This window comes from Janthinobacterium sp. JC611 (assembly GCF_018682595.1).
Classification (GTDB): Bacteria; Pseudomonadota; Gammaproteobacteria; order Burkholderiales; family Burkholderiaceae_D; genus Janthinobacterium.
Map to the genome: position 1 here is coordinate 307526 of NZ_JAFLJN010000001.1, position 13606 is coordinate 321131.

10 protein-coding genes are annotated in these 13606 nt (G+C 58.3%); all 10 read right to left on the reverse strand.

Annotated elements, in window-relative coordinates; translation table 11 throughout:
* Nucleotides 1-867: an SDR family oxidoreductase gene (locus J0O65_RS01420; protein ID WP_215403399.1), complete on the reverse strand. Its 867-nt coding sequence runs from the start codon at nt 865-867 to the stop codon at nt 1-3.
* On the reverse strand, nt 864-1301 hold the full coding sequence (locus J0O65_RS01425; protein WP_215403401.1) for a dTDP-4-dehydrorhamnose 3,5-epimerase: 438 nt from the start codon (nt 1299-1301) through the stop codon (nt 864-866). The genes J0O65_RS01420 and J0O65_RS01425 overlap by 4 nt, the downstream gene beginning before the upstream one ends.
* A complete protein-coding gene (gene rfbG / locus J0O65_RS01430; protein ID WP_215403403.1) occupies nt 1289-2389 on the reverse strand; it encodes a CDP-glucose 4,6-dehydratase in 1101 nt (366 codons plus the stop codon). Before rfbG ends, J0O65_RS01425 begins: the two co-directional genes overlap by 13 nt.
* Nucleotides 2390-2391: 2 nt before the next feature.
* A complete protein-coding gene (locus tag J0O65_RS01435; protein ID WP_215403404.1) occupies nt 2392-3636 on the reverse strand; it encodes an oligosaccharide flippase family protein in 1245 nt (414 codons plus the stop codon).
* A gap of 34 nt (nt 3637-3670) precedes the next feature.
* Nucleotides 3671-4450, reverse strand: a complete 780-nt coding sequence (gene rfbF, locus J0O65_RS01440; RefSeq protein ID WP_215403405.1) for a glucose-1-phosphate cytidylyltransferase — start codon at nt 4448-4450, stop codon at nt 3671-3673.
* Nucleotides 4451-4521: 71 nt separating this feature from the next.
* The gene (locus tag J0O65_RS01445) at nt 4522-5733 is read right to left on the reverse strand and encodes a GNVR domain-containing protein (protein WP_215403406.1); all 1212 of its coding nucleotides are present in this window, start codon (nt 5731-5733) and stop codon (nt 4522-4524) included.
* A 109-nt stretch (nt 5734-5842) separates the two neighbouring features.
* On the reverse strand, nt 5843-7513 hold the full coding sequence (locus tag J0O65_RS01450) for an SLBB domain-containing protein (RefSeq protein ID WP_215403407.1): 1671 nt from the start codon (nt 7511-7513) through the stop codon (nt 5843-5845).
* A 301-nt stretch (nt 7514-7814) separates the two neighbouring features.
* Nucleotides 7815-10748: a YjbH domain-containing protein gene (locus J0O65_RS01455; protein WP_215403636.1), complete on the reverse strand. Its 2934-nt coding sequence runs from the start codon at nt 10746-10748 to the stop codon at nt 7815-7817.
* Nucleotides 10749-11128: 380 nt separating this feature from the next.
* Entirely contained in the window at nt 11129-11833 is a 705-nt protein-coding gene (locus J0O65_RS01460; RefSeq protein ID WP_215403409.1) for a DUF4197 domain-containing protein, read from the reverse strand.
* 181 nt (nt 11834-12014) lie between these two features.
* Nucleotides 12015-13604: a tetratricopeptide repeat protein gene (locus tag J0O65_RS01465; protein ID WP_215403638.1), complete on the reverse strand. Its 1590-nt coding sequence runs from the start codon at nt 13602-13604 to the stop codon at nt 12015-12017.
* Nucleotides 13605-13606 lie beyond the last annotated feature (2 nt).

Consider the following 13606-nt stretch of genomic DNA (forward strand, 5'->3'; position numbering starts at 1 on the left):
TCATTTCCCAAAATCTTTTAACTCGCCATTCAAATAGCGCGCCAAGCTGTCGCGCCACAACGGCAGTGCCGGCCAGCCCAGCGCGGCCGATTTCCAGCATTCCGCCATCTCATTGTTCGATACCTTCGCCTTGCGATTGAAGCTGGCGGCGTCGGACGGGCGCACCTCGACCTGCAGGCCTGCCAGCTCGACGATCGCCTGCACATACTCCAGGCGCGACGCATTGCCGCTGTTGACGCAGTTGTATATCCCGGCCGCATCCGACTGGCACAGTTCGATGATGCGCTGCGCGACGTCGGCGTTGTAGCAGGGCACGCCGCGCTGCTCGCGATTCGATCTGATGAAGCCGGCGCTGGCGCCCCGCGCTTCTTCGATGCGGCGCGCGACGAAATTCTTCGGGTTCGCGGCCGGGCCGCCGAACAGCCAACCGGTGCGCACCACCAGGTTGGCGCCATGCGCAGCCAGCACTGCCTGCTCACCCATCTGCTTGCTGCAGTGGTGATGGGTGGTCGGCAGCACAGCGTCATACTCGCGGTACGGAGTATCCTGCCAGGCACCATAGATGCCGGTGCTCGAGATAAATACCATCCTGACGCTGGCCTTGGCCGCGCCCTGGGCGATCAGTTCGGTCAACAGGAAATTGTCTGCATAGCAGTTCTCTGGCTCGACTTCGCATTTTTCCACGTTCGTATTGGCTGCCGCGTGTATCACCACGTCGTATCCATCGAGACTCGACTGCAGCAGCTGCACCGTGTCGCGTCCCAGCTGGGGGCGCGCCATCGGTTCGCAGGCGATCCCGAGCTGGCGCGCCCGCTCCATGATCGCGCTGCCGAGCAGGCCGTTGGCGCCGGTCAGAAGAATTTTCATGCTGGTATCTCAAACGGGTAGGTTTCCAGCGCCACGTTCATCGCTTCTAGCGGATCATGTGCGATGCTGGCCAGGTTGCAGACCAAGTTGGTACCGGCCGACATGCCGCGAAAAGCCATCCAGTAACCAGGCGGCACGGTCAGCCGGGCATAGTTGCCGGTGCCGAGCAGGTAAGGCGTGGTCACGCCGGTGTTTTCGTCATATACATAAAAACACACCTGCCCGACCGGCACCACCAGGTTCATCTGCATGCGCAGATGTTTTTTCCAGCCCTTGGTTTCCCCTTCGATCACGGTGGTGAAATAGGCTTCGCCAAAGCCGGCATAACCGGCATCGGTGGCCTTGAGCGCATGGTAGACATCGCCTTTTGGATGGAAAATCTGCTTGAGCGGCGTCAACAGCGGCGCCGGCAGGGCATCGCTTACTTGGTCCATACCAGACCTCGTTGGCCGGCCAGTGTCTCGTACTCATCGATCTGGCCCATGGTCAGTGAATACATATCGGCCGACTCCTTGTAGTACTTGTAGTACCAGTCGCTGACCAGACGCACGCAATCGTTGTAGCCGAGGTTGGCTTCCCAGCGCAATTCGAACAGCGCTTTGTCGCAATTGAGTTTCAACAAGCCCGCTTCATGGAACGGAATGTTGCCGGTCACCGAGTACGCCTCTTCCGGCTGCTTGAAATGCCAATGTTTGCTCAGGTCGCTGAGCAACTCCAGCACCGAGCGGTTCTGCTCCGAGCGCGGACCGAAATTGAACGATTCGCCCGTCAGTTTCGGATTGGCATACAGTGCGGCGCCCAGCGTCAGATAGCCGCTCAGCGGTTCGAGCACATGCTGCCATGGACGGGTCGCGGACGGGCTACGGATTTCAACTTGGCGCCCTTCCGACCAGTTACGCATGCAGTCGACGACGATGCGGTCCTTTGCCCAGTCGCCGCCGCCGATCACATTGCCGGCGCGGCCGGTGGCGATACGCACCTTGCAGTCCGGCTTGCGGAAGAACGAGTAATAGTAGGAGTGAATGATGACTTCGGCTGCCCCTTTCGACCCGCTGTAGATATCGCGCCCGCCAAGGTGATCGGTTTCCTTGTAGCCCCACAGCCATTCGACGTTTTCATAGCACTTGTCGGACGTGATCATCACCGCGACGCATTCCGGATTCAGTATCCGCAACGCTTCGAGTACATTCGCCGTGCCGACCACATTCGTGGTGATCGTGTCGACCGGATCACTGTACGACACCGAGACGATAGGCTGGGCCGCCAGGTGGAAAATGAAGTCCGGCTTGAAACTGTCGATCACCGCCATCACCGCCGGCAAGTCGCGCACATCACCAAAATGATGCTCGATGCGCGCCGCCATGCCGGTTTCTTCAAATACAGATGGATTGGTCGGAATGCAGTCCGAAAATCCAGCGACGTGCGCGCCCATTTTCAGCAGCCAAGCCGTCAGCCAGGTTCCCTTGAAACCGGTATGGCCGGTGACAAGTACTTTTTTTCCACTATAGATATTTCCGAACATAATCAACCTGTAATAAGAGAATTTCTATTTTTTCTAAGTACGAAAACCGCAACGGCGAGTGCGCCGGCAATTCCCCATTCAATCACAACCCAGGACACCGCCATGCCCTGCACCTCATAGCGTTTCACCAGAAAGTATGCCATCACTATATTCACGCCAGCAGCACTGGCAATGATGGCGTTAAACAATTTCTCATGCCGCTCCACCAACAGATACTGAAATCCGAGCACGTTGCTGATGGCGATAGCCGGAATCACCAGGGCCAAGGTGACGACGATATTTTCTACCGCCACAAAATTTCCTGGAAACATGTACTTCACAATAAACGGCGCAATCACCCAGGTCGCAGCCATGCCGGCAAAGCCAAGCGCGATAAAACCGATCAGTACCTGAAAGCGCAAGCGCCGCATCTTAGCCTCCTGCTGGCCTCTCAACGCATTCAAGCGCGGGAAGATGGCACTCGAGCCTTGCGCGATAAAACCCAGCCCCGCGCGCATAAGGCGTTCCGCCGCTGCATACGCGCCGACCTGTGCCGGCGAACACATAAAGCCCAGGAACACCACGTTGAAAGACGTATAAAAACTGATCGCCCCCTGGAACACAAACAGGTTAAATCCGCTCTTGAGTAGCGGTATGCCGGCGCCGAAATCAAACAGGCGAACCTGCGACATACCGGCACTGGCATACATGCGACTGGTCAGGATAAGCAAGCCCACGCCCCGGGCGGTGACCATAATGATCGGCAGCCGGTAAAAGTCGGCTTTCCCCAGAATCAAGAAAAACACAAGTAACAGCGTCAGCAAGCCCGATAACGCCTCGGCAATCGCCACCAGGCGCAAGCTCTCGCGGCCCTGAAAATAATACACGGGCGACAATGCAGACAAGACGCCCAGCAGCCATGCTGCCAGGGCCCAGTATGCATGCCCCTGAAACACCGGCACGAACAATACCGCGCCTGCGAGCAGGGGAAGCGTTAGCAGCGCCAGTATCAGCTTGGCTGACTGGGTGCCCTGGATGACCCTGCAGGTCTCTTTTTGGTCCGACGTGCAGGCGATTTCACGCGTGGACGAGATATTGAATCCGTACTCCACAAAAATCGATAGCCAGGCGGCAAAGGCAATGGCATACATGTAGATGCCGAAGTCATTATCTCCGATGCGCCGGGTCAATACCGGAATAATCAACAGCGGAAGCACCAGACGGACTATATGCACCAGGCTCAATATCAATATGTTCTTTGCAAGCAAAATCGATCCGCTCAGAACAGGAATTCGTTACTGATCATGTATTGCCCCAGGATTTCCATGGCGCTTTACCCTTCTGCCACAAATCTTCCAGGTGGATCTTGTCACGCAAGGTATCCATTGGTTGCCAGAAGCCATGATGGAAATGCGCATCGAGCTGGCCTGCCAGCGCCAGGCGTTCCATCGGTTCTTTTTCCCAAGTGGTAGCGTCGCCATCAATATAATCGATGACTTTTGGCGACAGCACGAAATAGCCGCCATTGATCCAGGCGCCGTCACCCTGCGGCTTTTCCATGAAGCTGTTGATTTTCTGGCCATCCAGATTGAGTGCGCCAAAACGTCCCGGCGGCTGAGTCGCGGTCAAGGTCGCCAGTTTGCCGTGCGCCTTATGGAAAGCGATCAATTCGGTGATGTTAACATCGCTGACTCCGTCCCCGTAGGTGAAGCAAAAACTTTCTTCGTCGCGTAAATATGGGGCGACGCGTTTGAGGCGACCACCGGTCATAGTTTCGTCGCCAGTGTCGACCAGCGTGACTTTCCAGGGTTCGGCATTACGCGCATGCACTTCCATCTGATTATTCTGCATGTCGAACGTGACGTCGGAGGTATGCAGAAAATAATTCGCAAAATACTCCTTAATGACATAGCCCTTGTAACCGCAGCAGATGACAAAATCATTCACGCCATGCGAGGAATAACTTTTCATGATGTGCCACAAAATCGGCTTACTGCCAATTTCCACCATAGGTTTTGGTTTGGTCGAAGTTTCCTCACTAATACGGGTGCCCAGTCCCCCGGCAAGAATTACAGCTTTCATTTTTTTCCAATTGATAAATTAAAATAATTTTGACCAGTCAGCACGAACTTCTTCGTGGCGCGACATGCTGATCAGCGGCTTCGCAGAGCCGCACGCAATTCTTGCCAGCGCTGCTCATCCGGATTTTGCAATTTCGAACGGTGCAGAAAATCCCTGAACAAGGCCAGAATTACACCAAGCAACGCTCCACCCAGGATGCCGCCCAGAACAATGAGCTGTGATTTCGGGCGCGATTTCTTTTCCGCCGGCAGCGCCTTATCCAACACTTGAATCAGGTTCGCATCCTTGGCCTCATCAATTTTTGCCATTTCAAACTGCTTCGCCAGCAACTCAAAAATGGTCTCATAATATTTCACATCTCGCAACGAACGAATATATTCAATACTAACTTCGGGTATCTTTCCGGTCGGAATGGCGATATCGCCGTTCTTGGATAGCTGGCCTTTATTCAACTTGAACAACTGATCGTTCAAACCGCGTATCTCGTCTTGCACGCGAATCAACTCCGGATTATTAGCCGTTGCAAAACTACGCATCGAAGAAAGCTGCACCTCTTTCGCGGCGATCGTCCCCTGCAATTGCGCAGTATTCGCAATCAAGCCCTTAACCTGACCTGCCAACTCGATCATGCCAGTAGCTTCTTGCACCTTTTTCAGATTAACCTCGGCATCAGACAATTTATCCTTGGCACTTTCAAGTTGCCTGGCAAAGAACACACGGCGCCGCGACGCTTCGCTGACAGCCATGGTTTCGGTCATCAACGTGAGTTCCTTGACATAGGCATTGGCCAAATCCGCAGCCACCTGCGCATCATGGTCTTCCACATCAATTGTGATCAGTCCACTTTTAGCGGCACCGATCTTTGTAGAATCTTCCAGAGTTTTCCGCGTGCGCGCCATGGTCGAAGTTCCATAGCGTTCTTTCAGCTTGAATCGATCAATTAAAATGTCGGCAACTGTGCGGCTTTGTAACATGCCGATATAGAGATCGCCAGGATTTTTCAGACTACCCAAGCCACCGGCCATGCCACCCAACCCCCCTAATTGTCCCAGAACGGCTGACATTCCTGATGATTGCTGTTGTGGCGGCAAAAGCACCGCGCTGCTGGTAAATACCGGCTTGAGCATCAACGTAATCGCCAGCGCAATAGCTCCACCGATGATTGGCATGCTGATCAGCAAGGTTTTCTGACGTGCCATAGCGATAAGAATATCGACCATGCGAATTTCATTCGAACGGCTGACCAGCACATCTTGCGCTGCAGGTTTTACAGACTCAGACATTGTTCGCTTTCATATCATATATTTTCAAAGTGTCGTTTTGATTCATTTGTTTGGAAGTGCATATACCGTCAATAAAAATTACTACGAAATCCAATCACGCGAAATGCCCTCAATTTTTTAACACTTTCAACCCAGCCGCACCCAATCCAAATTGATAAAAGATAGACGTCCATTCTTTCAAACTCTGCATAAACGTGCTGCGATCGATCTTTTCTGGCACCACCACGGTATCACCCGGGTTCAATGCCGTGCCTCCAAGGCCGCTGAACCAGCCCATACTTTGCCCGCTTCGCGCCGTGCCATCGGCGCGTATCACGTACATTTCGGATTTATCCGCCGTGACGGTAATACCACCAGCTTGCTGGACATAATCGTTCACCGTGCGCTGCGGGCGGTAGACAAATGCGTTTTGCTGGAACACCGAGCCAAGCACATCCACCGTGCCTGGGCGGCGCGGGATCACAATGGTATCGCCATCCTGCAGGGGCAAGTCGGGAAAGTTCTTGATTTGCGTGTCGACGCCAGGCAAATCGAGCACGATGCGGCCCTCGGCCTTGATGGTGCGCAGTTTCTGTACGATGCGGCGCTGCTGCTCCACCTCGGCGGCGGTTTTTGCCGCATTTTCCTTGTCGCCAGAGGCGGTCATGCGCTGGGTGGCATTCGACTCCAGATCGCGTTCAAAACGGTCCGCGACTTCATTCAACTTGGCTTGCTGGGCACGCCGTACCGATTCGCGATTCAATTGGGTGGCGTACAGGTAGCCGTTTTCATTGGCGCCGCCCACGCGGGCGATCAACTCGCGCAGAGTTTCGCCTTTCTTCAGCAGGAAAATGCCGCTTTGTTTGGCTTCGCCGGCCACGCGCACGTACTCGTTCTGAATTTGTGCCTGCACCGGCACGGCGCCTGGTGCAAACACGCGCAGCACATCGGTCGGTTTCACCTGAATACTCGCCAGCTGGGTGCCGGTGACGGTTTTGTCGGCGATCAGTTCCACCACCGTCTTGTATTGATTGTCGACGTTCTTTTCAACGATCACTTGCTTCGTTTCCGCTGCCGAATCAAAGCCGCCGGCCCAGCTCAGTACATCGGCCAGTGTCGCGCTACCTTTCAACTCAAAAATGGCCGGTTGCTTCACGTTGCCGGTCAAGGCCACCAGCGGGCCCACTTCAGGAATGTAGATGACATCGCCATCGCGCAGGGTGACGTCGCGGCTCTTGTCGCCCTTGACCAGCATGTCATACAAATCGAACGTGCTGACGGTATCCTTGCCGCGTTTGAGCTGGATATTGCGCATGCTGCCGGTGGCATCCGGACCGCCCGAGGTGAACAAGGCGTTGAGCAAGGTGCTCATGGAATTGAGGGTATACGTGCCAGGACGTACCGCATGGCCGACCACGTAGACCTGCACGGCGCGCGTTTGCGCGATGCTGGCCGTCAGGTCGAAATTGGTGTAGATCTTGCTGATGGCCTTTTTCAAATAGCCCTGCAAATCCTTGTACTGCACGCCGCTGACCTTGATGGAACCGACGCGTGGAATGAAAATCGCGCCGCTGCGGTCGACCGTGGCGCTGACGTCGATGTCGACCATGCCCCAGCCGCGTACCTGCAACTCGTCGCCCGTGCCGATCACGTATTCCTGGTTTACTTGTACGCCATCAAGCGGCGCGAAGGTGGAAGGCACATCGCCGAACAGATCCTTGCCGAAGATGCTCAGTTTTTTGCCCGTCACGCCATCGACATACTCTTCGAAAGCGCCGACTGGCGCGTCGGCATCTGCCACGCTGCGTTTGGTGCTTGTGTTGGCCGGCAAAGATTTAACTTGCCGCTGCTCGCCGCGACCACTGCGAATGCTGGGCAAGCTGCTGCTGCCCATTTCATTCGCCTGAGCACGGGAAAGGTCCGTGCGAGGCATGTCATTCGCGCCAAGTTCCTGCTCCGCGGCATAGGCAGAAGTTGCGCCCAGCAGGCAGGCCGAGAAAATCACGTGTTTCACAAAAGGCGAGGAAGTACGAAATTGCTTTTTCATGCTGGTCTTTGTCTGGATGAATGTTGTATGAGTAAAGGGAGAGCGCCATGCGCGCTTAATACTTGCCCTGCCAGGTCACGCTGATTTCTTTCGGTCCGGGATTGATCGACAGGCCCGATTTGCTTTGGTCGCGCTGCGCGTGCCACAGCCAGCTGCCCATCGCGTAGCCGACGATGCCGCCTGCGACCGTGTCGGAGACCCAATGCTTGCGGCCGAATACGCGGCCGGCGGAACCCACGGCGGCCACGCTGTACAGCCATGGCGCATCGTATTCCTTGGCAAACGGCGTCACGGCGGCAAAACCAATGGCGGCATGCGCGGAAGGGAAGGAGGAATTCGAGCGGGAACTGCCGCTGCCGACGCGGCTCCATGCTCCAAGGTCTTCCTCTGGACGGGCGCGGCCAAACGCATATTTGCCGGCCACCGCCACGCCCGTTGCCGCAGCAACCGATTGCAGGGAGATGAGTCCCGTATTTTGCATGCGCTCATCGCCCAGGGCGAAAGCGGCAGCGGCGGCGCCGACCGCCGCATACGGCATGGCCTTGCCCAGCTTGTCCCAGTTACGGTAGACCTTGGAATCCTCGTGCTTCTTGACGAAACGGTCGACGGGCTTGTCGCTGAGGGCCGATGCCAGCACCACGCCACCGACCACCGCCGTCGCCTTGAGCCATTCAGGGGCGCTCGGCGTGGCGGAGGCGGATTGCTCCAGGCGCGCGCGCATGGCGGGCCATGGGCTGACAAACGGCCGGTCCGGTGGATTGACGGCAGGCAGGTGCTGTTCGTCAGGACGCTCGGCAAAGTTGCCCAGGCCATCGTAGCTGTGCATGTCGGCGCGCGGGCGCTCGAACATGTCGTACAGGTCGCCCGGCGACGCCACCATCTGCCCCACGTCGCGCGTCCATGGCGCAAGGGCGAAGCCGGCCGTCGATTGCGTATCCATCGGCAACATGCTGTTCAACGGCACGGACAGGAAAATGCCACGGTCCTGGTACGGCTTCGACGGCGTGCCCGGGCTGGTGATGTCGTTACCGTTCGTATGCGTGTACCAGGCGCCGACTTCGATGCCGGACTGGAAGCGGCGCTTGAATTCCACGCGCACGCCCGTGTCTTTGGCCAGGAAGCGGCCGGCGCGTGCCGTCACGGTAATCTCGTGCGGCAAGCGGTAATGCAGGGAACCGATCGCCGTCACCGTCTTGTAGTCATGCGAATCGAGCAAGCCCTTGAATCCACGCTGCTGCAAGGCATCGACGGCCACGTCGGCCGCCCAGCGGCTGTCTTTCGGCAGGTACAATACCTGGCCGCCGACGCCACGGAACATATCTTCATACAGGCCGGCCGACATGCGGGTATACACGCGCTCGGCGGGATTGTCATATTTGTTCAGCAAGACGCGGCTCAGCGAAAAACGCCCGCCGCGCAAGTATTCCGCCACATCCGTGCGCACGTGCGGCAAGTTGCTGTTCGATGGCTGCTTGACGCCCGATACCGTTTCCAGCAACTGCAGGCTGGCGGCAGTATTCAGGTACAGGCCGTCGCCCAGGCGGCGGTCGTAATTGGCCACGGCCGAAATCGAATAACGGAAGGCGCCGCTCGGGTCATTGAAGAAGAAGCCCACCTTGGGAGCGATCTTGAAACGGTTCGCCTCCCGGTCCAGCGATTTGATCTGCACCACGTCGCCATCGACACCGAGGCCGACGGCCAGCTTGCCGTCGTCCTTGAGGACGTTGGCTGCCTTGACGGCTGCGGGCGCGGGCACTGTTGCTGCAACGACAGGCGCAGTGGGCGCAATGGCCAGAGCCGATGCGGCGGCAGGTACCGGAGCCGGAGCCGGTGCTGCGGCCACGACGGGCGCCGGCTGGTCGAGGAATTCCTGCAGCCAGCCTTGCTGATCGTCCCGGATGACATCGCTTTTCTCCGGATAGCGCAGCAGCACGACGTCGAGGAAGGCCTTGCGGTCGATCTTGCCTGCCAAATAGTCGTTCAGTTTTGGCAAGTCAAAGAATTCGTAGGTGGCGATTGGCTGGTCCAGCTTGGTATACGTGATGCGCAGGGTCGTCACGCCCTTCGGCGTGAAGGCAACGGCGGTGCGCGCGGCACGGCCAACGGCGCGGCCCATGTTCGAGATCCGGCTGTTGGTCAGGCTCAGGCTCAGGACATTGCCTTCCTGCTCGACACGGATATTCTTGTAGTCCTGTTTGACCAGCGCATTGACCAGGTCGGCGCCATACACGGGATCGCGGTGCCATTCTTCCTTGCTCGGCAGCGGCGGCGGATTCTTGTCGTCAACGAAATACGGCGGTTCATACACCTTGGGCACGAATTCGCGTTCGCCAAACGGAATGCTGACAAAGGCGTTCACGCTGAACTGGTCGCGGCTGCGTGCCGCTTGCAGGGCAAGCCAACCCCAGCGGTATTCCAGGCCCACGGAAGCACCCTTGCGACGCTTGTCCGCATTCGTTTCGCTGGCGCGGAAGTCGCGCAAGTAATTCGTTGTATCGTACTCGGCCACCACGGACCAGCGCGGCAGCGCGGTCGGCGTCCAGCGCACACCGGCGAACACGCCATCCGGGCGCCTGTGCGCATAGCCGAGGCTTGCTTCGATATTCTTGCTAGCACCAAAAGTCTTGGTGGCAACCACATATTGTCCCTTGAACAGCTCGGTGCCGAACAAGTCCGTCATGCCGACGGCGACCGACGGCATCCACTCCGTTTCCGTCCACAGGCGTAATTTCCCGTCGACTACCTTATCTTTATAGCGGCCGTATCCTTTGCCATATTCTGGATCACTGTTTCCAAATGCAGGAATACCCGTTATCGATACATAACGTCCCGTCATTTGCAGGAAAGGCAGGATATTCGCCGTCGCCCATAACTGGCCGTACGGACTGTCGTAGCTGTAGCCGACGCTGAAGGTGCCGTCCGTTTCCACCACGGCGCTGGGCATATTGATATAGCCGGATTGCCCGCCATGATTCGGCGTCGCGGCCATCACCGAAGGCGCGCCAAGCACCAGACAGCCACACCAGGTATATTTGATTGATTTTCTGAGTACGCTTAACAAATCCGGCTACCTAACATATCCTGCACTTGGAATTCCTGACAATATGTTCAGAAAATCAATGAGCTTGGGGAAACGTGAATAAAACGAAAAAAGGCCAACCGACGGGCATCAAGCAATGCCACGCATCAGTTCGCCACTAAGACCGGGCACTCCCGGCCAGCTGATCGTTGCTTGATCATGCCTCGGAAATACAGGTCGCAGAATTTTAACATTGTTTTCTTGTAGCAAATGCTTAACTTGTTTCCCTTGCGCCACACTTGCCCATGCGGCGCAGACACCGCCTGCGGCACTGCGGCAGGCGGGAGTCGTTACTTCAAACTGCCAAATACTTTGCCGATAATCTTGCTGCCATACGCGAGCGGATTACTGCGGATGGCTTTCTCTTCCTCGCCAATCATCAGGTACAGGCCGTCAAGCGCGCGGTCGGTGACGTAACCTTCCACCGTCGCTTGCTGCTGCGGCACCAGTCCCGTCTTGCCGATCTGGCTCATGGTGCTGTTGTATTTGCTGGCCAGGCCGGAACGGTCGGTCACGGATTTCACGATGGGCAGGAATTTGACGGCCAAGGGTGCCGAGGTCTTCTGGCGGAAAAAGTCCGTCACCGAAGTATCGCCACCGGACAGGATATTTTTCGCGTCGCTCACGCTCATCGATTTGACCGCGTCGAGCAGCAAGGGCTTAGCCATGGGCACGGCCGACTCGGCGGCACGGTTCATCGCCACCACCAGGTCGTCCAATTGCTGGCCGCGGCCCGTCATTTTCAGCAGGGGCTTGGCTTGCTCCAGGATGCCGGGCAGCTTGATTTTGACCTTGTCATTGTTCAGGAAACCATTTTCGACGCCCAACTTGGCCACGGCGGCGGCCGATCCCGCTTCCAGCGCCGCTTTCAAGCCATTGCTGGCATCCTGGTTGCTGAGGGCATCCAGGGGACCGGCAGTGCCTGCGCCAGACGACAGCAATGCCAAGGCACACAGGATGGCGGCCGGACGGCCAGGGAACAGGTTCAGGCACATGGTTTTCCTCTTCTAAAGAATAGACAGACCACCTTCTGCTGGAACCTTAGCACATCAAAACCGCAAATACTGCAGCTTTTTCTTGTGTCCGGGGCAAACAAGGGGGTCCGCGGATGGCGGAGGGGAAGGACTATACCGTACCGGCTGTTGTATCCGCGCACGCTAACGCCGGCGGTGTGGTTCAGCCTGCTATCGCTGCCAGCTGTTCGCGCACCCGCGCCAGATCCGTCTCGCGCATGCGCGCCGCCGTCTGGCGCAAGGATTTTTCCGCGCCGGCCACGCCGGCCGCCGCCGCCATCGACAGCCAGATATACGCCTGCTGCAAATCGAGCGGGCCACCCTGGCCGCTGGCCGCCATCAGGCCCAGATTCATTTGCGCCCGCGCATGCCCCTGGCGCGCGGCCAGCGCATACCAGTCCCAGGCGGCGGCATAGTCCTGCGGCACGTCCTGGCCATTGTCATGCCGCAGGCCCAGCGCGAACTGGGCCAGGCTGTGGCCTTGCGCGGCGGCGCGGCAATAGCAGGCGCAGGCCAGCTGGCTGTCGGGCGCCGGGCCGTCGTCGCGGTCGTGCAGCACGCCCTGCATGTATTGCGCCGGCGCGTAATCCTGCTCGGCGGCGCGGCGGTACCATTCCAGCGCCAGCGCCAGATCCTGCGGTACGCCCTGGCCATGTTCATATCGCAGGCCCAGGTCGAACTGCGCCCGCACATGCCCCTGGTCGGCCGCCTTGCGGTACCAGAAGATGGCTTCCTGCGCATCGGCAGGCATGCCCTGCCCGTGCTCATGCAGGAGTCCCAGCTGATACTGCGCGGCGGGAAAGCCCTGCTCCGCCGCCTGGCGGTAGAACATCTGCGCCCGGGGATAGTCCTGCGCGCCATGTTCATGGTGCAGGCCCAGGTTGTGCTGGGCCGCCGCGTGCCCCTGGCCGGCCGCCTTCACGTACCACGCGAGTGCGGCCTGTTTATCGCAGGGCACGCCCTGGCCATTGTCGTAGATCAGGCCCAGGTTGAACTGCGAACTGGCGTGGCCCTGCTCGGCCGCGCGCCGGTACCAGCTGATCGCCTGCCGGCTGTCCTGCGGCAGCACGTCGCCATTTTCATAGCGCAGCGCCAGGTTGAACTGGGCCGGTGCATAGCCTTGCTCGGCCGCCTTGCGCACCCAGGCCGTCGCCTGCTGGCGGTCCTGGCGCACGCCCTGGCCATTGTCATAGCGCAGGCCCAGGTTGAACTGCGCCCGCGCATAACCCTGTTCGGCCGCCTTGCGGTACCAGGCGATGGCTTGCACGAAATCCTGCGGCACACCCTTGCCGTTGTCATACATCATGCCCAGATTGTTTTGCGCGCCCGCGTCGCCCTGTTCCGCCGCGCGGCTGAACCACAGCATGGCTAGCCCGCTATCTTGCGCGAGGCCCTGGCCCTTGGCATACAGCCAGCCCAGGTTGTACTGCGCCGCCGCGTAGCCCTGCTCGGCCGCCTGCTGGTACCAGTGCGCCGCCTGCGCAAAATCCTGCGCCACGCCCTGCCCCTTCTGGCACATCACGCCCAGGTTGTATTGCGCGTGTTCGAGCCCCTGCGCGGCGGCCAGGCCATACCAGTGCAGCGCCAGCGCATAGCTTTGTTCGATGCCCTGGCCATTGAAATACATGAAACCCAGGCTGTGCTGGGCGTTCGCATTGCCCTTCTCGGCCAGCCCTTTCAGGCGCAGGTAATCGGCTGTGTAATGCGCAGCCGTGGAATGCGCGGCCGCGGAGCGGGGAGCGGCAGGCGGCACGG

Coding starts and splice junctions, on each gene's coding strand:
- J0O65_RS01425 (WP_215403401.1), bottom strand. CDS start 1,301: ATGGACCAAGTAAGCGATGCCCTGCCGGCGCCGCTGTTGACGCCGCTC.
- J0O65_RS01460 (WP_215403409.1), bottom strand. CDS start 11,833: ATGTGCCTGAACCTGTTCCCTGGCCGTCCGGCCGCCATCCTGTGTGCC.
- J0O65_RS01420 (WP_215403399.1), bottom strand. CDS start 867: ATGAAAATTCTTCTGACCGGCGCCAACGGCCTGCTCGGCAGCGCGATC.
- rfbG (WP_215403403.1), bottom strand. CDS start 2,389: ATGTTCGGAAATATCTATAGTGGAAAAAAAGTACTTGTCACCGGCCAT.
- J0O65_RS01445 (WP_215403406.1), bottom strand. CDS start 5,733: ATGTCTGAGTCTGTAAAACCTGCAGCGCAAGATGTGCTGGTCAGCCGT.
- J0O65_RS01455 (WP_215403636.1), bottom strand. CDS start 10,748: ATGGCCGCGACGCCGAATCATGGCGGGCAATCCGGCTATATCAATATG.
- rfbF (WP_215403405.1), bottom strand. CDS start 4,450: ATGAAAGCTGTAATTCTTGCCGGGGGACTGGGCACCCGTATTAGTGAG.